The following is a 21,610-nucleotide window of genomic DNA, read 5'->3' on the forward strand; positions in this document are numbered from 1 at the left end:
CACCGTCCGCACCCCGTTTTGCATAGGCGCTGGCCTATTACATCGAGTTCGATCGCGAAATAGTCGATGTGATAGGCCGGCGTCTATGCAGCGCTGGGGCTGGGGCTGGGCTCGGGTTCTGTGTCGCTATTCCGACACAGAACCCGGTGGCGGACGTCAGGCCGTGAGGTCGTAGCGGAGCACGGGGGACAGTCCGGTGCCGTCGGCGGTGCCCTCGATGACGACCGACGCGGCGCGGCCGTGGTGGGTAAGGGTGGCCACGGCGCTGCCGAAGTACGGCGGGTCGTAGGCGCGCCAGCGCACCCGCGGCCGGGGCACCCCGAACAGGCGGGCGACCAGGGCCGCCGGGCCGGACAGCGCCCGCCACCAGCCCACCCGTAGCAGGGTGCGCATGACGCCCTGGATGCTCTGGTGCAGCGGTGAGCAGGTGATCTGGTGCACGACTGCGGTCGCGCCCGGGATCGAGGCCCGGGCGACGTACGAGTGGTGCACGTCGCCGCCGAGCACGCTGACCGTGGCGGGTCCGCGCACCCCCGCGATCAGGGCGGTGAGCTCGTCGAACGAGTGCCCGACCGCCGCCCAGTGCTCCAGGTCGTACTTCTGGCGCAGCCGCTCCATGCCGGGCCGCCGGGCGGCCAGCACCTCGATCACGGCCTCGCCGTGGTGGATCGTGGGCGCGAGCAGCCACGGCAGGGAGCAGGCCAGCACGAGATGGTCGCAGCCGGCGCGGGCCTGCTCGGCCAGCTCGTCCCAGTGCTCCTGGGGCCACATCCGGCGCTCGGGTCCGTCGATCACCCGGTTGCCCCGGCAGTCGAGCATGACCAGCCGGGTCCGGCCGACGTCGACGGTGTACCCCCACGGGTAGGGGTCGGGCCCGGCGGGCGTCGCGACCCGGGTCGCGAACTCGGTGAGCACCGCGGTGGCGTCCTCGCCGCCCCGGATGCGCGTCCACACCGGGTCGCGGTCGAGCTGGTCCGGGGTCAGGTTGCCGAGGTGCTGGAACAGCCAGTAGGACGCGATCCCGGTGGTGCTGCGCTCGTCCCACCAGGGCTCGCGGCGCACCTCTGCGAGCCAGGCGGCCGAGGAGTTCCAGTCGTCCATGATCTCGTGGTCGTCGAAGATCATCACGCTGGGCACCGTCGACAGCAGCCAGCGGACCGGCGGCTCGGTCCACGACTCGTGGTAGAGGTGCACGTACTCGGCGAAGGTCACCACGTGCCCGTCCGGGGCCGACAGGGGCCGCGCCCGCCCGGCCAGCCAGCTGCGGGTGGGTGCGGACAGGCCGTCGGCGTAGATCTGGTCGCCGATCAGCGCCAGCAGGTCGGGCAGCTCCGCCTGCCCGGTCCGGGCCTGCGCCAGCAGCCGGTGCCCGAGCGCCTCCAGGGCGTCGGGGTCGTGCCCGGCCTCGGCATGCGTCGACGCGCTGGCCTCCCGGCAGGAGCCGAACGCGATCACCGCGTCGGCCCGCCCCGGATCCCGGATAGTGATCACGGAAGCGGGGTATCCGGGCAACGGCCACACGGTCGCGCCGTCGAGTTCGACGGCGTACGACGTCGTGCCGGACGGCAGCCCGGCCAGCACCACCAGCCCCACGTGCACCCCGAACGCCTCGAACGTGTCCGACGTCACGGTGATGTCACCGGCCCGCACGCGCACCTGCGCGGGTTGGTCGGTCTGTACCCAGATGACCGCCTGGTCACCGTCGACGCGGCGCAGGAGCGGGCCGAGGAGGAGGTTCGCCACGCGGACATCCTCCGGGATCGGCGCAGCCGGGGCCAGGGCGGAGCCTGTCGTATCGGCGCGCGCGGCCTCCGGTGTGCGCCGGACGGCCCCAGGTTTGAGAGGATGCCGAGCATGAAAGACGCGCTCGTCCCCGTACTCGTGGTCATCGGCCTGCTGCTGCTGGCCGGGCTGACGCTGTTCCTGGTCCGCCGGCCGCGCCGCGGCGCGCTGCCGCCCGCCGAGGAGCAGCGCCCGGGGATCGAGCGCGGGGAGAAGATCCCGCCGAGCGTGATCACGGCACCCGCGCCGGAGAAGCCCGCGCCCGAGAAGGCGCCGGAGAAGGCCGCACCCGGCAAGCCGGCCGTGGTGCCCGCGCCGGCCCCGCCCGCGCCGGGGGAGACGGCCCCGCCGGTCGAGGTCGCGCCGCCGAAGCCGGCCGAACCGGAGATCGAGACGCCGGAGCCGACCGCGGGCCGCCTGGTGCGGCTGCGCGCCCGGCTGTCGCGCTCGCAGAACGTCTTCGGCAAGGGACTGCTCGGCCTGCTCTCCCGCGACCACCTCGACGACGACGCGTGGGACGAGGTCGAGGAGAGCCTGATCAGCGCCGACGTGGGCGTGCAGGCGACCACCGAGATCGTGGCGAAGCTGCGCGAGCGCACCCGGGTGCTGGGCACCCGGACCAGCGCCGACCTACGCGCGCTGCTGACCGAGGAGCTGACCGAGGCGCTGGACCCGAAGCTGGACCGCTCGCTGCACACCGGGGTCGTCGACGGCAAGCCGTCGGTGATCCTGGTCGTCGGCGTGAACGGCGCCGGCAAGACCACCAGCTGCGGCAAGATCGCCCGGGTGCTGGTCGCCGACGGTCACACCGTGGTGCTGGGCGCGGCCGACACCTTCCGCGCGGCCGCCGCCGAGCAGCTGGCCACCTGGGCCAGCCGGGTCGGGGCGCAGGTCGTGCGCGGTCCCGAGGGCGGTGACCCGGCCGCCGTCGCGTTCGACGCGGTCAAGAAGGGCATCGACGCGGGCGTCGACACCGTGCTCATCGACACCGCCGGCCGCCTGCAGAACAAGGTCGGCCTGATGGACGAGCTCGGCAAGATCAAGCGCGTGGTGGAGAAGCACGGCCCGGTCTCGGAGACCCTGCTGGTGCTCGACGCCACCGCGGGACAGAATGGGCTGAGCCAGGCTCGGGTCTTCACCGAGGTCGCCGACGTCACCGGCGTGGTGCTCACTAAATTGGACGGCACGGCGAAGGGCGGTATCGTGATCGCGGTGCAGCGTGCTCTCGGCATTCCGGTGAAACTGGTCGGCCTTGGCGAGGGTCCCGACGATCTCGCACCCTTCGACCCACAGCAGTTCGTCTCCGCCCTGCTGGGCGACGAGTGACGAGCCGACGAGCGACGAGCAGCTGACGAGTCCATGGTGACAGCCCCTTTCCAGGATCCCACCGAGATCCCGCTGCGTGGCGGAAACGTCAGCACGGTGGTGCGGGTCGGCGAGACGGTCCGGCGCAACGCCGGCCCGTGGACCCCGACCGTGCACGCCCTGCTGCGCCATCTCGAGTACGCCGGTTTCACCGGTTCCCCCCGTGCCCTGGGCATGGACGAGCACGGCCGTGAGGTGCTGTCCTACCTGCCGGGCGAGTGCGGGGAGTACCCGCTGGCCCCGCACTGGGTCACCGACGAGGCGCTGGTCACGGTCGCCACCATGCTGCGCATGTTCCACGACGCGCAGGCGGGCTTCCGCACGCCGCCGGGCGGGGTGTGGCGCTCGTTCGGGCCGCCGCCGCCGGACGCGGAGATCATCTGCCACCACGACGCCGCTCCGCACAACGTCATCTGGCGGCCGGACGGCACCCTCGCGATGATCGACTTCGACCTCGCGTCGCCCGGCTCGCGCATCTACGACGTGGCGTACGCAGCCTGGACCTGGGTGCCGATCTTCAGCGACCGCGACTCGATAACGCTCGGCTGGCACCGGCCCGACCGGCCCCGCCGGCTGCGCCTGTTCGCCGACGCGTACGGGCTGATCCCGCGCGACCGGCACCGTCTCGTGCGGACCATCCGCAAGCGCATCGTGGACCACGTCGAGGGCATCCGCCGCCTCGCCACGGCGGGGGAGCCGGCGTTCGTACGTATCGTGCAGAAGGGCCACCTTCGTCGGCCGCTTCGCGACCTTCGGCTGATTGACTACGAGCGGTACACGCTGGAGCACGCGCTGCGCTGAAACGCGCCATGAATGGTCTCCTCACGTGTGAACATTTCTTCACACGTACGAAACAGATCGTGACGTGCCGGAAACCGAGCAGCGTCACTGCGCGAAACAGGGGTTGGCGATGCTGCCCCCCAACCAGCACCGATGGCACTGCGGCGATCGGTCGGGGATGACATGACGAGCGGCCCGCCGACACGGTGGCGCCACGACGGTCGACCTCGGGGCTGGCTGGGAGGAACCCACTCACTTAGGAGGGCAGCGTGCTGCTCGTCGAAGATCCACCGACGATCGACACCGGTAACACAGCGTGGCTGCTGGTCTCGTCCGCTCTGGTGCTGCTCATGACTCCGGGTCTGGCGCTGTTCTACGGCGGCCTGAACCGTGCCAAGGGCGTCCTCAACATGATGATCATGAGCTTCGCCTCGATCGGGCTCGTCTCCATCATCTGGGTCGTCTATGGCTTCACGGCCGCGTTCGGCACGAACGAGAACGCGGACCTGAACTCCTTCATCGGTAACTTCTCCACCTACCTGGGGATGCCGACCGGCAAGACGGGCGAGATCTGGTTCCTGGCCGGCGCGTCGACGGGCATCCCGACGTACGTGTTCGCCATCTTCCAGATGATGTTCGCGATCATCACGGTCGCCCTGATCAGCGGCGCGATCTCCGACCGGGCGAAGTTCGCCGGCTGGCTGCTGTTCGCCTTCGGCTGGGTCACCCTGGTCTACATCCCGGTCGCGCACTGGGTGTGGGGTGGCGGCTTCATCGGCGCCAAGATCTTCGCGCTCGACTTCGCGGGTGGCACCGCGGTCCACATCAACGCCGGTGCCGCGGCACTCGGCGTGGCCTTGGTGCTCGGCAAGCGCATCGGCTGGCCGAAGGACAAGTTCAAGCCGCACAACGTGCCGTTCGTCGCCCTGGGCGCCGGTCTGCTGTGGTTCGGCTGGTTCGGGTTCAACGCGGGCTCGGAGCTGACGGTCGACGCCATCACGGGTGTCGCGTTCCTGAACACCCAGGTGGCCACGGCCGCCGGTCTGCTCGGCTGGATCATCGTCGAGTGGTTCCGTGACGGCAAGCCGACCCTGGTCGGCGCGTCCTCCGGCGCGGTCGCCGGTCTGGTCGCGATCACCCCGGCCTGTGGCTTCATCCCGACCCTGCCCGCGGTGCTGCTCGGCCTGGTGGCCGGTGCGGTCTGCGCGCTGGCGGTCGGCCTGAAGTACAAGCTCGGCTACGACGACTCGCTCGACGTGGTCGGCGTGCACTTCGTCGGTGGCTGGATCGGTTCGCTGTTCATCGGTCTGTTCGCCAGCACCGAGCTGAACTCCTTCATCACCACGCTGGGCGGCCAGGACGGCCTGTTCTACGGTGGCGGGGTCACCCAGCTCGGCCGGCAGGCGCTGGCCAGCGGCATCGTGACGGTCTTCTCGTTCGTGGTCGCGGCACTGCTCGCGTTCGTCATCGACAAGACCGTCGGCTTCCGGGTCAAGCCCGAGGCCGAGGTCGAGGGCATCGACGTGGCCGAGCACGCGGAGAGCGCGTACGAGCTGTCGTCCTCGGCGGGCGGCGGCAGCGCCGGCGCCTTCGCACTGGCCGGTATCGGTACGCCCAAGGCTCCCAAGGCCGATGTGGAAGAGACGGCACCGGCCACCGAAAAGGTGTCCGGCTAAGGTTCCCAGATGGAGGGGTTGAGCATGAAGCTGGTCACCGCCGTCATCAAGCCGTACCAGTTGGACGCTGTGAAGGAGGCTCTGCACGCCATGGGCGTCGCCGGGCTGACGGTCAGCGAGGTCCAGGGTTACGGCCGGCAGAAGGGCCACACCGAGGTGTACCGGGGTGCCGAGTACACGGTGGAGTTCCTGCCGAAGATCCGGATCGAGGTGGTCACGGACGAGCTGGACGTGGAGAAGGTCGTCGACTCCATCGTCACCGCCGCCCGGACCGGCAAGATCGGGGACGGAAAGGTCTGGGTCACCGAGGTGTCCGAGGTGGTCCGGGTCCGCACCGGCGAGCGCGGACTCGACGCGCTCTGAGGCAGTAGTCGCAACAACCTGAAAGAGGACCACATGGGCCCGGGGAACGTCGTAGCTTCCGCATCGGACAGCGCGGCGGGCCCCGGGCCCGACTATGCGCGGCTCGCGCTGCGCGAGCAGTCCTCCATCGGCCCGGCCGCCCGGCTAGCCCGGGCCGACGCGCTCGACGCCTGGCTGCGCCGGCTCATGCCGGACGGCGTCGCCGGGGTCGCCCTGGTGGCCGTCGGCGGGCTGGGCCGCCGCGAGTGCACCCCGCACGGCGACCTGGACCTGATCCTGGTGCACGCCGGGGTGCCGCGGGTCGACGAACTGGCCGCGTCACTGTGGTATCCGATCTGGGACGCCCGGATGGGCCTGGACCACTCCACCCGCACCGTCGCCGAGTCCCTCGACGCGGCGCACGACGACGTCAAGGTGGCCCTCGGGCTGCTCGACGCCCGCCACATCGCCGGTGACCCGGCACTGTCCGCCCAGCTAAGCCGGGCCGCGGTGGACCAGTGGCGGCGCACCGCGCGCCGCCAGCTGCTGCGGCTGCGAGAGCTGGTCGAGGAGCGCCACGCCGCCCACGGTGAGCTGGCGTACCTGCTCGAAGGAGACGTCAAGGAGGCCGCCGGCGGCCTGCGCGATGTCGGCGTGCTGCGCGGCATCGGTGTCGCGGGCGTCGCCGACGCGCTGCCGCCCCAGGTGCGCGCCGCCGCGACCAGGCTGCTCGACGTACGCGACGCGCTGCACGTCAGCATCGGCCGACGCAACGACCGGCTGCGGGCCCAGGAGCGCCTGCAGGTGGCCGAGCTGCTCGGGCTCGCCGACGGTGACACGCTGCTGCGCCGGATCGGGCTCGACGCCCGTGCCGTCTCGTGGTCGCTGACCGACGCCTGGCGCTCGGTGCAGCGCTGGACCGCCGCCGGATCCCGCCACGGCGACCCGCGCACCCGCGAGGCGGTGGCCGTACGCCGCCCGATCGCCCGTGACGTGGTCGCCGCCGACGGCGAGATCGTGCTGGCCCGGGCCGCCGTCGGCCCGCACCCCGACCCGTCGCTGTCGCTGCGGGTGGCGGCCGCCGCCGCCCAGCACCAGATGCCCATCGCGCGGGCCACCCTCGAATGGCTGGCCCGGTTCTGCCCGCCGCTGCCGACCCCGTGGCCCGCCTCGGCCCGCACCGCCCTGCTGACCCTGCTCGGGGCGGGCACCGGCCTGGTGGCGGCCTGGGAGGCCTGCGACCGGTTCGGGCTCACCTCGGCCTGGCTGCCGCAGTGGACCCGGCTGCGCGGCACCCCGCAGCACCACCCTGTGCACCGCTTCACCCTCGACCGGCACCTGGTGCAGGCCGCCGCGAACGCCGCCACCTGGTCGCGCGAGGTGGCCCGGCCGGACCTGCTGGTGCTCGGCGCGCTGCTGCACGACGTGGGCAAGGGCCTGCCCGGTGACCACAGCGAGGTCGGCGCGGAACTGGCCCGCGAGATCGCCACCGCGATCGGCCTGCCGGCCGCCGACGTGGACACGATCGCCGCGCTGGTGCGATACCACCTGGTGCTGCCCGACACGGCGACCCGGCGCGACCTCGACGACCCGGCGACGATCAACTACGTCGCCAAGCTCGTCGGGGACACCGGCACCCTCGAACTGCTGCAGATGCTCGCCCGCGCCGACGCCCAGGCCACCGGCCCGGCCGCCTGGTCGGCCTGGAAGTCCAAGCTCATCGACGACCTGTGCGTGCGGGTGCGCAAGGTGCTCGGCGGCGGGCAGCTGCCCGAGCCCACCCCGCCCGACCCGGCGCTGCTGGCCGGGCCGCTGCCGGTGGTGCAGGTCGCCGACGACTGGGTGGCGCTGGCCGCGCACGACCGCGTCGGCCTGCTCGCCGCGGTCGCGGGCTGCCTGGCCACGCACAAACTGGAGATCGTCGCCGCGGGCACGTCCACCATCGGCGAGCGCGCGATCATCGAATGCGCCGTGAACAACCGCTACGGCGCCCCGCCGGACCGGGAGCTGCTGGCCGCGGATCTGCGCCGGGTCGGGCTGGACCAGCTGCCGCTGCCCCGCCGCCTGGGCAGCGCCGGCGGCCGCAAGCCGGTGACCGGGGCCGAGCCGCGGGTCATCTGGGGTGAGGCCACCGGCGCGACGCTGCTGGAGCTGCGCGCCACGGACTCGCCCGGCCTGCTCTACCGGGTCACCTCGGCGCTGGCGGAACTCGGCGTCGACGTGCGCACCGCCCGCGTCTCCACCCTCGGCGCCGACGTGGTCGACGCCTTCTACCTCGTCGGCGACATCGACCGCGACACCGTCGAAGCCGCCGTCCTCGCCGCCGCCTGACCCGCCCCGCACGACCTCGCCCGGGTCGTCGCGGAGGTAGGCGACCCTCGATCATCCGACTTGCCTGGCACCTGTGGGTATCTTGATCCCGCTTTCGCCCATGTGCCAGGCAAGTCCGGCGATCTTGCGGACGCGGACGCGGCCGGGGGTGGGCGGTTCGCGGGGTCGGCGGGGTGGGTATGCGGGACCGGGCGGCAGTGGGATCGGGCGGTGAGGGCAGCGGCTACCCTTACCAGGGCTGCCTGTAGCCGCTCATTCAGACGAACTCGACCAATTGGGGATGTTGCGCTGTGTTTGACACCCTGAGCGACCGGCTCTCCGGCATCTTCTCCAAGCTGCGGAGCAAGGGCCGGCTCACCGACGCCGACGTGGACGCCACCGCCCGGGAGATCCGGCTGGCGCTGCTGGAGGCGGATGTCGCCCTGCCGGTGGTGAAGGCCTTCATCTTCCGGCTCAAGGAGCGCGCGCGTGGCGCGCAGGTCTCGCAGGCGCTCAACCCGGCCCAGCAGATCATCAAGATCGTGCACGAGGAGCTGGTCGCGGTCCTCGGCGGGGAGGCGCGGCGGCTCCAGTTCGCCAAGCAGCCGCCTACCGTGATCATGCTGGCGGGTCTGCAGGGTTCCGGTAAGACCACGCTCGCGGGCAAGCTCGCCCGCTGGCTCAAGGCTCAGGGCAACCAGCCGCTGCTGGTCGCCTGCGACCTTCAGCGGCCCAACGCGGTCAACCAGCTCCAGGTGCTCGGCCAGCGTGCCGGTGTCGAGGTGTACGCGCCGGAGCCCGGCAACGGCACCGGCGACCCGGTGCAGGTCGCCAAGGACTCGATCGAGCACGCGCGCCGCCACATGCGCGACATCGTGATCGTCGACACCGCCGGCCGCCTCGGCATCGACACCGAGATGATGGCGCAGGCCGCCGCGATCCGCGACGCGGTCAACCCGGACGAGGTCATCTTCGTCATCGACGCGATGGTCGGCCAGGACGCCGTGGCCACCGCGGAGGCGTTCCGCGACGGCGTCGGCATCACCGGCGTCGTGCTCTCCAAGCTCGACGGCGACGCCCGCGGCGGCGCCGCGCTGTCCGTGCGCGAGGTCACCGGCCAGCCGATCCTGTTCGCGTCCACCGGCGAGAAGCTGGAGGACTTCGACGTCTTCCACCCCGACCGGATGGCCAGCCGCATCCTCGGCATGGGCGACGTGCTGACCCTCATCGAGCAGGCCGAGCAGGCCTTCGACGAGGAGCAGAAGGAGAAGATGACGGCGAAGCTGCTCGGGGGCGAGCAGTTCACGCTGGAGGACTTCCTGGACCAGCTCATCGCCGTACGCCGGATGGGTCCCATCGCGAACCTGCTGGGCATGATGCCGGGCATGGGCCAGATGAAGGACCAGCTGGCCGAGCTCGACGACAGCCACTTCGACAAGGTCACCGCGATCATCCGCTCGATGACCCCGGGCGAGCGCACCACGCCGAAGATCCTCAACGGCTCGCGGCGCGCGCGTATCGCCCGCGGTTCCGGGGTCACCGTCACCGACGTGAACCAGCTGCTCAACCGCTTCGAGCAGGCGCAGAAGATGATGAAGCAGATGGGCGGCATGATGGGCCTGCCCGGCGGCGGCCGCCGCAAGGCGACCAAGTCGCCCAAGAACAAGCGCAAGGGCACCAAGAGCGGTGGCGGCCCGCGCGGCGGTTTCCCGGCCGGCCTGCCCGGCATGGGCGGCGGCATGCCACAGCTGCCCCCGGGCATGGACCCGGCAGCGCTGGAGCAGCAGATGGGCATGGGCGGCGGCAGCCCGTTCAAGGCCCCGAAGCTCGACTTCGGCAAGCTGATGAAGGGCGACGACAAGGACAAGGGCAAGTAGGCCCGGTCCGTCCCGCACGGTTTTTGAAGATCGCCACCTCAGGGTCCGCTACCGGTCACCCCCCGACGCCGGGCCTGAGGTGGCGATCTTCGTCTGCATGGGATCGATGCATGCAGTCGGGGAGGCGCCGGCACAGTTGCTGACTGCCATCACTCAGCTGTGCCGACGCCTCGCGCCTGCGTCTATTATCGAACACCTGTTCGAACAAATGCAAGGGACCGGCCTCGATCCGCCGGTGCTCGACCCGTTCGGGTGACCGCGACGACCCGGGACACCCCCGCGGCGGTGATCGAGTCGTGTGGGACAGTGCGAGGCATGGCGACGGCGCTGCATGTGCGGGGCGTGGTGCTCCCCGACGACGAGGTACGGGACCTGTGGCTGGTCGGTGACCGGGTGACGCTCACCCCGGTGCCGGGGGCGCGGACGGTCTCCGACGGCGGATACGTGCTGCCGGGCCTGGTCGACGCGCACTGCCACATCGGCATCGCGCCCGGCGGGGCCCCGGTGACCAGCCTGGAGCAGGCGCGGGAACTGGCCTTCGTCGACCGGGACGCCGGGGTGCTGGCGATCCGGGACGCGGGCTCGCCGTTCCCGTACGCCCCGCTGGACGACGACCACGACGTGCCGCGACTGGCCCGCGCGGGCCGCCACGTCGCGCCGCCGCGCCGGTATCTGCCCGAGATCGGGGTCGAGGTGCCCGCCGACCAGGTGGCCGCGGAGGTGACCCGGCAGGCGGCCGCGGGCACGGGCTGGGTGAAGCTGGTCGGCGACTGGATCGATCGTGACCGCGGCGACCTCGCGCCGGCCTGGGACGAGGCCACGCTGACCGCGGCCGTGGCGGCGGCGCACGCCGCCGGCGCGCGGATCACCGCGCACTGCTTCGAGGAGTCGAGCGTCGCGACGCTGGTGCGCGCGGGCATCGACTGCGTCGAGCACGGCACCGGTCTGTCCACCGACCTGCTCGACGAGATGGCGCGCCGGGGGACCGCGCTGGTGCCCACGATGATCAACATCGAGACGTTCGGGCACATCGCGGAGCGGGCCGAGGCGAAGTTCCCCGGATACGCCAAGCACATGCTCGCGCTGCGGGACCGGTTCCCGGCCGTGGTGTCCGCGGCGCACGACGCCGGGGTGCCGATCTACGTCGGCTCCGATGCGGGCGGCGGCATCGCGCACGGGCTCGCCGCACAGGAGATGCTGCGCCTGCACGCGGCCGGCATGTCCGCGAACGACGTGCTCGCCGCCGGCTCCTGGCGCGCCCGCGACTGGCTCGGCTTCCCCGGCCTCACCGAGGGCGGCCTGGCCGACCTGACCGTCTACGCCGAAGACCCCCGCCAGGACCTGCGCACCCTGCTCGCCCCGCAACGCATCGTCCTCCGCGGCCACATCATCCGCTGACCCGTCCCCGACGCGCCCGACCCCTCTCCGGGCGCCGGCGCGCCGGGATCGGCGCTGCAGTTTCGGGGAAAGTGCACGAATCCGGGCCGTGAAGACTGCAGATTCCCCGAAACTGCAGCCACCGTGGGGTCTGGCGTGGCGAGGTCAGGGGAAAGGGCGGGCCGGTTCGTGATCGTCGGACTTGCCTGGCACCTGTGCGTATCTTGCGCACGCTTTCGCCCATGTGCCAGGCAAGTCGGGCGATCTTGAGCACTTCGGGCGGCGGGGTAAGGCGGGACACGGGCGGGCTGGGGGGAGCGGGTCCGGCGCGGGTCAGTAGGATGACCCGCTATGGCGCGTGTGCTCACTCCCCGGGCGGAAGACTTTCCCCGCTGGTATCAGGACCTGATCTCCAAGGCTCAGCTGGCCGACAACGGCCCGGTCCGGGGCACCATGGTCATCCGACCGACGGCCTACGCCATCTGGGAGCGGATGCAGGCCGACATGGATGCCCGGATCAAGGCGGCGGGCGCGGAGAACGCGTACTTCCCGCTGTTCATCCCGGAGAGCTACCTCAAGCGCGAGGCCGAGCACGTCGAGGGCTTCTCGCCCGAGCTCGCCGTGGTCACCCACGGCGGCGGCAAGCAGCTGGCCGAGCCGGTCGTGGTGCGCCCCACCAGCGAGACCGTCATCGGCGAGTTCATGGCCAAGTGGGTCGACTCCTACCGTGACCTGCCGCTGCTGCTCAACCAGTGGGCCAACGTGGTCCGCTGGGAGATGCGCCCCCGGATCTTCCTGCGCACGTCGGAGTTCCTGTGGCAGGAGGGGCACACCGCCCACGCCACCGAGGCCGACGCCAAGGCATACACCCTGAAGATCCACCATGAGGTGTACGAGCGCCACATGCGTGACCTGCTCGCCATCCCGGTGGTGCTGGGCCGCAAGACCAACCGCGAGCGCTTCGCGGGTGCCACCAGCACGTACACGCTGGAGGCGATGATGGGCGACGGCAAGGCGCTGCAGATGGGCACCTCGCACGAGCTCGGCCAGAACTTCGCCAAGGCGTTCGACGTGGCGTACTCGTCGCAGGCGGGCACCCGCGAGCACGCCTGGACCACGTCCTGGGGCACCTCGACCCGCATGCTCGGCGGTCTGATCATGTGCCACGGCGACGACAACGGCATGCGCGTCCCGCCGGCGCTCGCGCCGATCCAGGCGCTGGTGACCGTCGTCAAGGAGACCGACGGCTCGATCACCTCCGCGGCCCGCACGCTGGTCGAGGACCTGGTCGCGGCCGGGGTCCGGGCCAAGCTGGACGACCGGGTCGACACCCCGTTCGGCCGCCGCGCCGTCGACGCCGAGCTGAAGGGCTACCCGATCCGGGTCGAGGTCGGCCCGCGGGACCTGGCCGAGGGCCGGGTCGTGCTGGTGCGCCGCATCGACGGCTCGAAGACCCCGCTCCAGCTCGGCGAGGCGGTCGGCGCGGTCACCGCCGCGCTGGAGGCCGACCAGAAGGCGCTGTACGACGAGGCCCTCGCCCGCCGGGAGGCGAACACCGTCGAGGTGTCCACCCTGGACGAGGCGCTGGAAGCGGCCGGCACCGGTTGGGCCCGGGTGCCGTGGTCGGCGGTCGGCGTCGACGGCGAGGCGCTGGCCAACGAGCGCGCCATCACGGTGCGCTGCCTGTTCCGGGCCGACGGCTCCGTCCCGGCCTCGCAGGACGAGCCCGACCTGACCGCGATCCTGGCCCGCTCGTACTGACCCGAACGACACGGAAGCGGCCCCCGGTCAGGCTCCGGGGGCCGCTTCCGCGTCATGTCAGGCTGCCGGTTGCTCGGGCAGCCGCGACAGGATCACACCGAGCGTGTCCTTGATCTGCGACACGTCGGTCTTCAGCCCGGCTACGTCGGTCTTCAGTCCGGCTACGTCGGTCTTCAGTCCGGCTACGTCGTCGTCCAGTGCCGAGAAGCGGGTGTTCATCTCGGCGCGGGTGTCCTCCAGGTCGCGCCGAAGCCCGGTCAGGTCGGACCGGTGCTGCTGGTGGTACACGGTGTGCCGCTCCAGCATCGCGGTGTGCTTGCGCTGCGTCTCGGCGATCTGGCCGACCTCCACGATGACCGTGGTCGCATCCTCGTCGATCTTCAGGATGCGCTTGTGCTCGGCGTGCTGGTGCTGTTCGACGGGAATCGACATTCCCACGTCCTCCTGAGTCTGACTGCAAAGGGACTACTCAGGAGCGGCCACACTCCCAATCCGGTCCGGTCGCCCGGTGTGAGCCGCCCGTTCCCGCTCTCCCATTAGCGGCCGGGGGTGGTGCTGTGGTGCTGTGGCGTCGGGTCGACTCTAGTGTCGTACGACTTGGTCAATCAAGTTTTTCGCTAGGGTTTGGCACATGCGTTTCGAACCCGGACGGGTGATCCTGCACCGCCACTTCCACGGCCACCGGATCGGCCTGCTCAAGACCGCTGTGGTCGCCGCCGACGACGAGCAGGGCCTGCTGCTGTGGGTGCCCCGCGGCGCGCCGATGCTGGACCGGCTCGCGGTCGACCGGCGGGGCCTGCGGGCCATGCCGTTCTCGGAGTGGATCGAGACGGAGACGAAGCTCTGGGAGGTCACCTGGTCGGGGCCGAGCCTGCTCAAGTGGCTGCCGCGCGGCGAGGACCACTCGGTGTGGTTCTTCCGCGACGACGACGGCCGGTTCACCAAGTGGTACGTCAACCTGGAGGAGTCCGGGACGCGCTGGGACGACGGCCGGGTCGCCGGTGTCGACATCGTGGACCAGGACCTCGACATCGTGGTCACCCCGGACCGGTCCTGGCGCTGGAAGGACGAAGAGGAGTTCGCCGAGCGTCTGGCGTACCCGCAGCACTACTGGGTGGCCGACGGCGAGGCGGTGCGGGCCGAGGGCGAGCGCGTGGTCAAGCTGATCGAGGCGGGCGCCTTCCCGTTCGACGGCACCTGGTGCGACTTCCAGCCCGACCCGGCCTGGGACGTGCCCGCCGACGTCCCGGCCGGCTGGGACCGCCCCCGCGCCCGGCCGTGACACCGCCGGCCGCGGCGGGCCGGTAAGGTCGCGGCGCATGTACTTCGAGACGGGACAGACCGTGCTGCGGCGGTGCTGGCGCGGTGGGCGGATCACCTTCCTCCAGGCGACCACCGTGGTGGAGGACAGCGAGCGGGGCCTGCTGCTGTGGCTGCCGGCCGGCACGACGTACTGGCGGATCATGACCGAGGACGGCCGCAGCCACCATGACGGCACCCTCGACGAGCTGGGGCCGGACGCGATCCTGCGTCCGCTGGTGTGGGCCGGCAACGACCTGCTGATGTGGCAGCGGCCGGACGAGCCGTGGTCGGTGTGGTGGTTCTTCCCGGGCGGGCGGTTCGGCAGCTGGTACGGCAACCTGGAGGACCCTTTCGTCCGCTGGCGCGACGGGGACGTGTGCGGCGTCGACTTCGCCGACAACGCCCTCGACGTGCTGGTGGAGCCGGATCTGAGCTGGCGCTGGAAGGACGAGGGCGAGCTCGCCGCCAAGACCGGCCATGCGGACTACTGGGACGAGGCGGGCGCCGCCCGGATCCGGGCCGACGGGGCGCGGCTCATCGAGATCGCCGAGGCGGGGCGGTTCCCGTTCGACGGGACGTGGTGTGACTTCCGTCCCGATCCCGCCTGGCCGGTGCCGCGGCGCACAGCGGGTTGGGACCGCCCGCGCGCGATCCGTCCGGTTCCGTCTGGCACAATGACTAGCTGATATTCGGTGCGTTTCCGGCTGCCCTCTAACTTCCGGGGCGCGGCGATGTCTCGAGCAACGGAGCCCGGCAACCCCACGCAGGGCGATGGCGCTCACCTCAATCCCACAGGAGTGTAAAACCGTGGCCGTTCGTATCCGGCTTCTGCGGATGGGCAAGATCCGCAACCCGCAGTACCGCATCGTCGTCGCCGACTCGCGCGTCAAGCGCGACGGCAAGGCGATTGAGTACATCGGTATCTACCAGCCGAAGGAAGACCCTTCGGTCATCGAGGTCAAGTCGGACCGGGTGCAGCACTGGCTGTCGGTCGGCGCGCAGCCGAGCGAGTCCGTGATCGCGATCCTCTCCAAGACCGGCGACTGGCAGAAGTTCAAGGGCCTGCCGGCCCCGCCGCCGCTGCTGGTGGCCGCACCGAAGGCCGACCGCAAGGCGACCTACGAGGCCGCTGCCCAGGCTGCCGCGGGTCTCGAGCCCGCCAAGGCCGCCCCGGCCAAGAAGGCCGCGAAGGCGGAGAAGGCTGCCGAGCCGGCAGCCGAGGCCAAGGCTGAGGAGCAGACTGTTGCGGCCGGCGACGAGCAGCAGAGCTGACGCCGCGCTCCGGCCCGCGCTGGAGCACCTCGTCAAGGGCATCGTGGACCACCCGGACGACGTCCGGGTGCGTCTGGTCGACAACCGCCGCGGGCCGCGGCTGGAGGTCCGGGTTCACCCCGAGGACCTCGGCACGGTCATCGGCCGTGGTGGTCGCACCGCGCGGGCCCTGCGCCAGGTGGTCGGCTCGGTCGGCGGCAAGGGCATCCGTGTCGACATCGTCGACGCGTTCTGACGGCGGATCAGCAATCACATGCTTCTGATCGTCGGACATGTCATGCGCGCGCACGGCATCCGGGGCGAGGTCCTGGTGCATCCGCGCACTGACGAGCCCGCGTTGCGCTTCGCGGTGGGCTCGACGTTGATCGTCGAGCCCGCCGTGGCGGGACTGCCGGGCAAGCTGACCGTGGAGGAGGCGCGCCCGCACTCGGGCGAGCTGATCGTCACGTTCGCGGAGATCCCGGACCGCAACATGGCCGAGCTGGCCAAGAGCGCGGTCCTCAACGTCGACTCCGCCGAGGTGCCGGCGCCGGAGGACCCGGACGAGTTCCTCGACCACCAGCTGGTCGGGCTCGACGTGGTCACCGTCGGCGGCGAGTCGCTGGGCAAGGTCGTCCGCATCGACCACGCGCCCGCGTCGGACCTGCTGGTGGTCCGCATGCCCGACGGCCGCACCGGCCTCATCCCGTTCGTGAGCGCCATCGTGCCCGAGGTGGACGTGCCCGGCGGCCGGATCGTCGTCGACCCGCCCGGCGGGCTGTTCGACCTGTGAGCGGCATCCGCGTCGACGTCGTCACGATCTTCCCCGAGTACTTCGCCCCGCTGGAGCTGTCGCTGATCGGCAAGGCGCGCACCACCGGGGTCCTCGACCTGCACCTGCACGACCTGCGCGGCTGGACCCACGACGTGCACCGCACCGTGGACGACACCCCGTACGGCGGGGGACCGGGCATGGTGATGCGTCCCGAACCGTGGGGTCAGGCCCTCGACGAGCTGGTGCCGCGGGGCACCCCGGCGCGGCTGGTGGTGCCGACCCCGGCCGGCGCCCCGTTCACCCAGGCCACCGCGTACGAGCTGGCCGCCGAGCCGCACCTGGTCTTCGCGTGCGGCCGCTACGAGGGCATCGACCAGCGAGTGCTGGACCATGCCGCGGAGCGCATGCCGGTCAGCGAGGTGTCGCTCGGCGACTACGTGCTGTTCGGCGGCGAGGTTGCGGTGCTGGTGATGCTGGAGGCGATCACCCGGCTGATCCCCGGGGTGCTCGGCAACGCCGACTCGCTGGCCGACGAGTCGCACGCGCACGGCCTGCTGGAGACGCCGGTCTACACCAAGCCGCAGTCGTGGCGCGGGCACGACGTGCCCGACATCCTGCGCTCCGGCGACCACGGCAAGATCGCCCGCTGGCGGCGCGACCAGGCACTGCTGCGCACCGCCGCCCGTCGGCCGGACCTGCTGGCCGCGCTGGACCCGGCCACCCTGGACAAGCGTGACCTCGCTCTACTCGACGGGGCCGGATTTCCGGCCCGCCCGGTCGATGTGGCAGAGTAGAGGGGTTGCCGTCCGCGGACGGTGACGTCTGCCGTCTGTCGGGCACGCCGTGCGCGACGACGAGGACTCAAGCACACACCGCCCCGTGCGGCGCCCGCCTGGGTCAGTATCGCCCACACGCGTATCGGCAGCCGATGCGCTGAGATTCAAGGATGCAGCGATGAACACGCTGGACGCACTTGACGCCGCCTCCCTGCGGACCGACCTCCCGATGTTCCGGGGCGGTGACACCGTCAAGGTGCACGCCCGGGTCGTCGAGGGCAACCGGTCCCGTGTGCAGGTCTTCCAGGGCGTCGTCATCCGCCGCCAGGGCTCGGGCCTGCGTGAGACCTTCACGGTCCGCAAGCTGAGCTTCGGCGTGGGTGTCGAGCGCACCTACCCGCTCCACGGTCCCGCCATCGACCGGGTCGAGGTCGTGACCCGTGGCGCCGTGCGCCGCGCCAAGCTCTACTACCTGCGCGACCTTCGCGGCAAGAAGGCGAAGATCAAGGAGCTGCGCGAGGCCAAGGTCGCCTGAGACCACGCTTACGCCGGACACGGGCGGTGACACCTTCGGGAGTCGCCGCCCGTTTCGTATCCCCACCCGTCTGTTAAAGCTCGTATCACTGGCTGAACGGGACTCCCGAAAAGTTCTCCGTTCTTCTAGGCTTGCGGCCGACATCAAGTGGCGAACTTCACGAGCGGCGGCAGTTGTGGCACTCCTCCCCACCAACAGGGCATCCCACGACGACGGGTTCACGGGCGAGCAGTGGAAGAAGCGCCGCCGCCGCAGCCGCCGTGGCCGCAAGGGCATGCCGCTGTGGCAGGAGCTGCCGCTGCTGCTGGTGGTGGCGTTCTGCCTGGCGGTCCTCATCCGCACCTTCCTGATGCAGGCGTTCTACATCCCCTCCGGCTCGATGGAGGACACCCTGCTGGTCGGCGACCGGGTGCTGGTCAACAAGGTGGTCTACGAGTTCCGCGACCCCACCCGCGGCGAGGTCATCGTCTTCAAGGGCCCCGACAACTGGGCCCCGGAGAACGGCGCTGACCCGGACGCGGGCTTCTTCTCCAAGCTCGGCCGGACGGTGGGCGACCTCGTCGGCATCAGCCAGCCCGGCGAGAAGGACTTCATCAAGCGCGTCATCGGCCTGCCCGGGGACCGGGTGTCCTGCTGCGACGTCGAGGGTCGGATTTACGTCAACGGCGTGCCCATCGACGAGCCGTACGTGATCCGCAACTCCCCGCGCGGTGACAAGGGTGACAAGAGCTGCAACACGCGTGACTTCGACGAGGTCATCGTCGAGCCGGGCATGCTGTTCGTGATGGGCGACCACCGCCTGGTGTCGCAGGATTCGCGCTGCCAGGGCCAGGTGCCGATCGATGACGTCATCGGCAAGGCGATGGTCGTCGCGCTGCCGTTGAGCCGCTGGGGATCCGTGGCCCACCAGGAGGTCTTCGACAAGGTGCCGGACGCCGGTCCGGCGGCGGGCGCCGCCGCTCCGGACTCCGGCGCGGCGGTGTCGGTGGTCCTGCCGCTGCTGCTCGGGGCGGTCGTGGTGCGCCGCAGGCTTACACGCGACAGGGCAACACAGCTCGGGTGATCGTCGTTTGCAGTTTCGCCGCGTAGGCTCCGTGCGTGATTGACGAGCAGACCAAAAGCAGCAAGGGGTCGTTCTGGCGCGAGCTGCCGATCCTGCTGGGTGTGGCCATCATCGTGGCATTCCTGGTGCGGCAGTTCGTGGTGCAGACGTTCTTCATCCCCTCCGGGTCGATGGAGCACACCCTGGACCTCGACGACCGGGTGCTGGTCAACAAGCTCGTCTACGACTTCCGCGCGCCGGAGCGCGGCGAGATCATCGTGTTCGTGTCACCCGAAAGCTGGCGTAACACCCCGGAGCACGAGGATTACATCAAGCGGGTGATCGGGGTGCCCGGCGACCGCGTCGTGTGCTGCGACCCGCAGGGGCGCATCCAGGTCAACGGCCACCCGCTCGACGAGCCGTACGTCTACCCGGGCAACAAGATGGCGCCCGAGGAGTTCGACGTCACCATCCCCGAGGGCCGGCTGTGGGTGATGGGCGACCATCGCGAGGCCTCGGGCGACTCGCTGGCCAACTACAACAACCACGGCCAGAACATCGAGGAGGCCACGATCCCGCTGGACTCCGTGATCGGCCGGGCCTTCGTGCTGTTCTGGCCGTTCAGCCGGACCACCTGGCTGACGGTCCCCGACACGTTCGCGGGCGTGCCGGAGCCGGCGTCCGGAGGCTGACACAGGGTAGAGGTGGGGTCACCGGAAGCACGCGTGCCGCGTAGGCTCCGGCGCATGATCGACGACGAGAAGAAGCCGCGCGCCGGCCGGGGATCCTTCTGGAAAGAACTGCCGGTCCTGTTGGTGGTGGCCCTCGTCGTCGCCCTGCTGGTGCGGCAGTTCGTGGTGCAGACGTTCTACATCCCCACCGGTTCGATGGAGCAGACGCTGCTCATCGACAACCGCGTGCTGGTCAACAAGCTCGCCTTCGAGTTCGGCGAGCCGGAACGCGGCGAGATCGTCGTCTTCGAGGCCCCGGAGAGCTGGCGCAGCTCCACGGAGCAGGAGGACTTCATCAAGCGGGTCATCGGGGTGCCCGGCGACCACGTGGTCTGCTGCGACGCGCAGGGCCGGATCACCGTCAACGGGCAGCCGCTGGACGAGCCGTACGTCTTCCCGGGCAACAAGGCGGCCCCGGCGCCGTTCGACATCACGGTGCCCGCGGGCCGGGTGTGGGTGATGGGCGACCATCGCGAGGCCTCCGCCGACTCGCTGGCCAACTACAACGGCCACAATCAGGACATCATGCAGGCGACGATCCCGCTGGACGCGCTCGTCGGGCGGGCCTTCGTGCTGTTCTGGCCGTTCGACCGGGCCACCTGGCTGACCGTGCCGGATACCTTCGCCGCCGTGCCGGACCCGTCGCCGGGCAAGTGAGGCCTCCCGCGCCCGGCGTGTGCCGGGCGGGTCGCACGAATTAGGCTGCATGACATGCAGGCAGAGCGCCGGTCGAGGCGGGCCGGACGGGTGCTGTTGGTGGACGCGGCGCAGCGGGTGCTGCTGTTCCGCGGCAGCGACCCGACTCACCCGGACGTGCACTACTGGTTCACCCCCGGTGGCGGCCTCGACGACGGCGAGACGACCGCGCAGGCGGCCGCCCGCGAGCTGTACGAGGAGACCGGCCTGGCCGTGCCCGCGGCCGAGCTGGGTCCCGCGGTGCACTCGGAGGTCGCGCTGTTCTCGTTCGCCGGCGTCGCCTACCGCCAGGAGCAGGACTTCTATCTGGTACGGGTGCCCGAGTGGCACGTCGACACCAGTGGCTTCGACGAGGTCGAGCGACGGTGGGTGCACGCCCACCACTGGTGGAGCGTGCGGGAGCTGCGGGAGACCGGTGAGCTCCTCTACCCGGCCGACATCGTCGCGGTGCTGGACGGCGCGGGGGTCGGCCCGTGCTGAGCCCGTCGCGCCCGGTGCTGCGCGCCGAAGGCGGCGTGTACGCCCTGGAGCGCGCGCTGCAGCGGCGGGGGTTCGCGGTGGTGGCCGGGGCCGACGAGGCGGGCCGTGGCGCCTGTGCGGGGCCGCTGGTGGCCGCGGCGGTGGTGCTGCCGGACGCCAAGCGGGCCGAGATCGAGGGTCTGACCGACTCGAAGCTGCTCAGTCCGGCCACCCGCGACCGGATCTTCGACGTGGTGCAGGCGACCGCGCTGGCGTACGCGGTGGTGGTCGTCGGCCCCGACGAGATCGACTCGCGTGGGCTGCACGTGTGCAACGTGGCGGCCATGCGGCGCGCGCTGGCCGCGCTGTCGGCCCGCCCGTCGTACGTGCTGACCGACGGCTTCCCGGTGGACGGGCTCGGCGTGCCGAACCTCGCGGTGTGGAAGGGCGACCAGGTCGCGGCCTGTGTCGCGGCGGCCAGTGTGCTGGCGAAGGTGTCGCGCGACCGGATCATGACACAGCTCGATATGGTGTACCCGCAGTACGGCTTCGCGCTGCACAAGGGGTACAGCACCGCCGAACACCAGGCGGCGCTGGAGGAGCACGGGCCGAGCCCGGTGCACCGCCGCTCGTACCAGAACGTGGCACGCGCGGAGCGGGGGCGCGCGGAGCGGCGCGGGGTGGCCGAGCTGACGGCGTCGACCGGCCTCCGTGGCTAAACGCGCGCCGCTGGGCGCGGCGCGGTACGGTTCATCGGCAGGATGTGGGCCGCA

Annotated in this window: 21 protein-coding genes and 1 pseudogene; 20 read left to right on the forward strand and 2 right to left on the reverse strand. The window is 71.2% G+C overall.

Going from position 1 to position 21,610, the window contains the following annotated elements:
- Nucleotides 1–156: 156 nt before the first annotated feature.
- Nucleotides 157–1,743 (reverse strand): alkaline phosphatase D family protein, encoded by a 1,587-nt coding sequence (locus HAV39_RS35475; protein WP_239120845.1) that lies wholly within the window; start codon nt 1,741–1,743, stop codon nt 157–159.
- 111 nt (nt 1,744–1,854) lie between these two features.
- On the opposite strand from HAV39_RS35475, the gene ftsY reads away from it, so the two are divergent.
- From ftsY to proS, 8 genes are all read left to right on the forward strand, one after another.
- Nucleotides 1,855–3,108, forward strand: coding sequence for a signal recognition particle-docking protein FtsY (gene ftsY / locus HAV39_RS35480; RefSeq protein ID WP_191843537.1), 1,254 nt, complete (start codon nt 1,855–1,857; stop codon nt 3,106–3,108).
- A gap of 33 nt (nt 3,109–3,141) precedes the next feature.
- Nucleotides 3,142–3,948 (forward strand): aminoglycoside phosphotransferase family protein, encoded by an 807-nt coding sequence (locus tag HAV39_RS35485; protein WP_120318496.1) that lies wholly within the window; start codon nt 3,142–3,144, stop codon nt 3,946–3,948.
- Nucleotides 3,949–4,196: 248 nt separating this feature from the next.
- Nucleotides 4,197–5,603, forward strand: coding sequence for an ammonium transporter (locus HAV39_RS35490; RefSeq protein WP_191843538.1), 1,407 nt, complete (start codon nt 4,197–4,199; stop codon nt 5,601–5,603).
- A 24-nt stretch (nt 5,604–5,627) separates the two neighbouring features.
- Nucleotides 5,628–5,966 carry a P-II family nitrogen regulator gene (locus tag HAV39_RS35495; protein WP_166386781.1) on the forward strand — a complete coding sequence of 113 codons (339 nt, stop codon included), beginning with the start codon at nt 5,628–5,630 and terminating at the stop codon, nt 5,964–5,966.
- Between the two features lie 33 nt (nt 5,967–5,999).
- Complete coding sequence (locus HAV39_RS35500; RefSeq protein WP_191843539.1) at nt 6,000–8,276, forward strand: [protein-PII] uridylyltransferase; 2,277 nt, start codon at nt 6,000–6,002, stop codon at nt 8,274–8,276.
- A gap of 290 nt (nt 8,277–8,566) precedes the next feature.
- A complete protein-coding gene (gene ffh / locus HAV39_RS35505; RefSeq protein ID WP_191843540.1) occupies nt 8,567–10,132 on the forward strand; it encodes a signal recognition particle protein in 1,566 nt (521 codons plus the stop codon).
- Between the two features lie 315 nt (nt 10,133–10,447).
- A complete protein-coding gene (locus tag HAV39_RS35510) occupies nt 10,448–11,530 on the forward strand; it encodes an amidohydrolase family protein (protein WP_191843541.1) in 1,083 nt (360 codons plus the stop codon).
- A gap of 330 nt (nt 11,531–11,860) precedes the next feature.
- On the forward strand, nt 11,861–13,270 hold the full coding sequence (gene proS, locus HAV39_RS35515) for a proline--tRNA ligase (RefSeq protein WP_120318502.1): 1,410 nt from the start codon (nt 11,861–11,863) through the stop codon (nt 13,268–13,270).
- A 57-nt stretch (nt 13,271–13,327) separates the two neighbouring features.
- Here the strand turns inward: proS and HAV39_RS35520 are convergent, their stop codons facing one another.
- Nucleotides 13,328–13,702, reverse strand: coding sequence for a hypothetical protein (locus tag HAV39_RS35520; RefSeq protein WP_191843573.1), 375 nt, complete (start codon nt 13,700–13,702; stop codon nt 13,328–13,330).
- 199 nt (nt 13,703–13,901) lie between these two features.
- Here HAV39_RS35520 and HAV39_RS35525 point away from each other — a divergent pair, with 199 nt between their 5' ends.
- The 12 genes and pseudogenes from HAV39_RS35525 to HAV39_RS35580 form a co-directional block, all read left to right on the forward strand.
- Nucleotides 13,902–14,552, forward strand: coding sequence for a ribonuclease FAU-1 family protein (locus HAV39_RS35525; RefSeq protein ID WP_191843542.1), 651 nt, complete (start codon nt 13,902–13,904; stop codon nt 14,550–14,552).
- A 37-nt stretch (nt 14,553–14,589) separates the two neighbouring features.
- Nucleotides 14,590–15,258, forward strand: a complete 669-nt coding sequence (locus HAV39_RS35530; protein WP_191843543.1) for a DUF402 domain-containing protein — start codon at nt 14,590–14,592, stop codon at nt 15,256–15,258.
- Between the two features lie 121 nt (nt 15,259–15,379).
- On the forward strand, nt 15,380–15,844 hold the full coding sequence (rpsP, locus tag HAV39_RS35535) for a 30S ribosomal protein S16 (RefSeq protein WP_191843544.1): 465 nt from the start codon (nt 15,380–15,382) through the stop codon (nt 15,842–15,844).
- A complete protein-coding gene (locus HAV39_RS35540; RefSeq protein ID WP_120318507.1) occupies nt 15,816–16,079 on the forward strand; it encodes an RNA-binding protein in 264 nt (87 codons plus the stop codon). Before rpsP ends, HAV39_RS35540 begins: the two co-directional genes overlap by 29 nt.
- 18 nt (nt 16,080–16,097) lie before the next feature.
- Entirely contained in the window at nt 16,098–16,616 is a 519-nt protein-coding gene (rimM, locus tag HAV39_RS35545) for a ribosome maturation factor RimM (RefSeq protein ID WP_191843545.1), read from the forward strand.
- 5 nt (nt 16,617–16,621) lie between these two features.
- On the forward strand, nt 16,622–17,392 hold the full coding sequence (trmD, locus tag HAV39_RS35550; protein WP_191843570.1) for a tRNA (guanosine(37)-N1)-methyltransferase TrmD: 771 nt from the start codon (nt 16,622–16,624) through the stop codon (nt 17,390–17,392).
- A 160-nt stretch (nt 17,393–17,552) separates the two neighbouring features.
- Nucleotides 17,553–17,909 (forward strand): 50S ribosomal protein L19, encoded by a 357-nt coding sequence (gene rplS, locus HAV39_RS35555; RefSeq protein WP_120318509.1) that lies wholly within the window; start codon nt 17,553–17,555, stop codon nt 17,907–17,909.
- Nucleotides 17,910–18,084: 175 nt separating this feature from the next.
- Complete coding sequence (lepB, locus tag HAV39_RS35560; protein ID WP_239120846.1) at nt 18,085–18,972, forward strand: signal peptidase I; 888 nt, start codon at nt 18,085–18,087, stop codon at nt 18,970–18,972.
- 35 nt (nt 18,973–19,007) lie between these two features.
- Nucleotides 19,008–19,643, forward strand: coding sequence for a signal peptidase I (gene lepB / locus HAV39_RS35565; RefSeq protein WP_191843546.1), 636 nt, complete (start codon nt 19,008–19,010; stop codon nt 19,641–19,643).
- Nucleotides 19,644–19,697: 54 nt separating this feature from the next.
- Nucleotides 19,698–20,339, forward strand: coding sequence for a signal peptidase I (lepB, locus tag HAV39_RS35570; protein ID WP_191843547.1), 642 nt, complete (start codon nt 19,698–19,700; stop codon nt 20,337–20,339).
- A 54-nt stretch (nt 20,340–20,393) separates the two neighbouring features.
- Nucleotides 20,394–20,858 carry an NUDIX hydrolase gene (locus HAV39_RS35575; protein ID WP_191843548.1) on the forward strand — a complete coding sequence of 155 codons (465 nt, stop codon included), beginning with the start codon at nt 20,394–20,396 and terminating at the stop codon, nt 20,856–20,858.
- Nucleotides 20,852–21,484: pseudogene (locus tag HAV39_RS35580) on the forward strand (ribonuclease HII); the annotation flags it as partial. The gene HAV39_RS35575 and the pseudogene HAV39_RS35580, both read left to right, overlap by 7 nt.
- Nucleotides 21,485–21,610 lie beyond the last annotated feature (126 nt).

This window comes from Catellatospora chokoriensis, assembly GCF_011297315.1.
Classification (GTDB): Bacteria; Actinomycetota; Actinomycetes; order Mycobacteriales; family Micromonosporaceae; genus Catellatospora; species Catellatospora citrea.

What these genes read in the sequence shown, in the direction of transcription:
- ftsY (WP_191843537.1), top strand. Translation starts at nt 1,855, where the DNA reads ATGAAAGACGCGCTCGTCCCCGTACTCGTGGTCATCGGCCTGCTGCTG.
- HAV39_RS35485 (WP_120318496.1), top strand. Translation starts at nt 3,142, where the DNA reads ATGGTGACAGCCCCTTTCCAGGATCCCACCGAGATCCCGCTGCGTGGC.
- HAV39_RS35495 (WP_166386781.1), top strand. Translation starts at nt 5,628, where the DNA reads ATGAAGCTGGTCACCGCCGTCATCAAGCCGTACCAGTTGGACGCTGTG.
- HAV39_RS35500 (WP_191843539.1), top strand. Translation starts at nt 6,000, where the DNA reads ATGGGCCCGGGGAACGTCGTAGCTTCCGCATCGGACAGCGCGGCGGGC.
- HAV39_RS35510 (WP_191843541.1), top strand. Translation starts at nt 10,448, where the DNA reads ATGGCGACGGCGCTGCATGTGCGGGGCGTGGTGCTCCCCGACGACGAG.
- proS (WP_120318502.1), top strand. Translation starts at nt 11,861, where the DNA reads ATGGCGCGTGTGCTCACTCCCCGGGCGGAAGACTTTCCCCGCTGGTAT.
- HAV39_RS35520 (WP_191843573.1), bottom strand. Translation starts at nt 13,702, where the DNA reads ATGTCGATTCCCGTCGAACAGCACCAGCACGCCGAGCACAAGCGCATC.
- HAV39_RS35525 (WP_191843542.1), top strand. Translation starts at nt 13,902, where the DNA reads ATGCGTTTCGAACCCGGACGGGTGATCCTGCACCGCCACTTCCACGGC.
- HAV39_RS35530 (WP_191843543.1), top strand. Translation starts at nt 14,590, where the DNA reads ATGTACTTCGAGACGGGACAGACCGTGCTGCGGCGGTGCTGGCGCGGT.
- rimM (WP_191843545.1), top strand. Translation starts at nt 16,098, where the DNA reads ATGCTTCTGATCGTCGGACATGTCATGCGCGCGCACGGCATCCGGGGC.
- rplS (WP_120318509.1), top strand. Translation starts at nt 17,553, where the DNA reads ATGAACACGCTGGACGCACTTGACGCCGCCTCCCTGCGGACCGACCTC.
- lepB (WP_191843547.1), top strand. Translation starts at nt 19,698, where the DNA reads ATGATCGACGACGAGAAGAAGCCGCGCGCCGGCCGGGGATCCTTCTGG.
- HAV39_RS35575 (WP_191843548.1), top strand. Translation starts at nt 20,394, where the DNA reads ATGCAGGCAGAGCGCCGGTCGAGGCGGGCCGGACGGGTGCTGTTGGTG.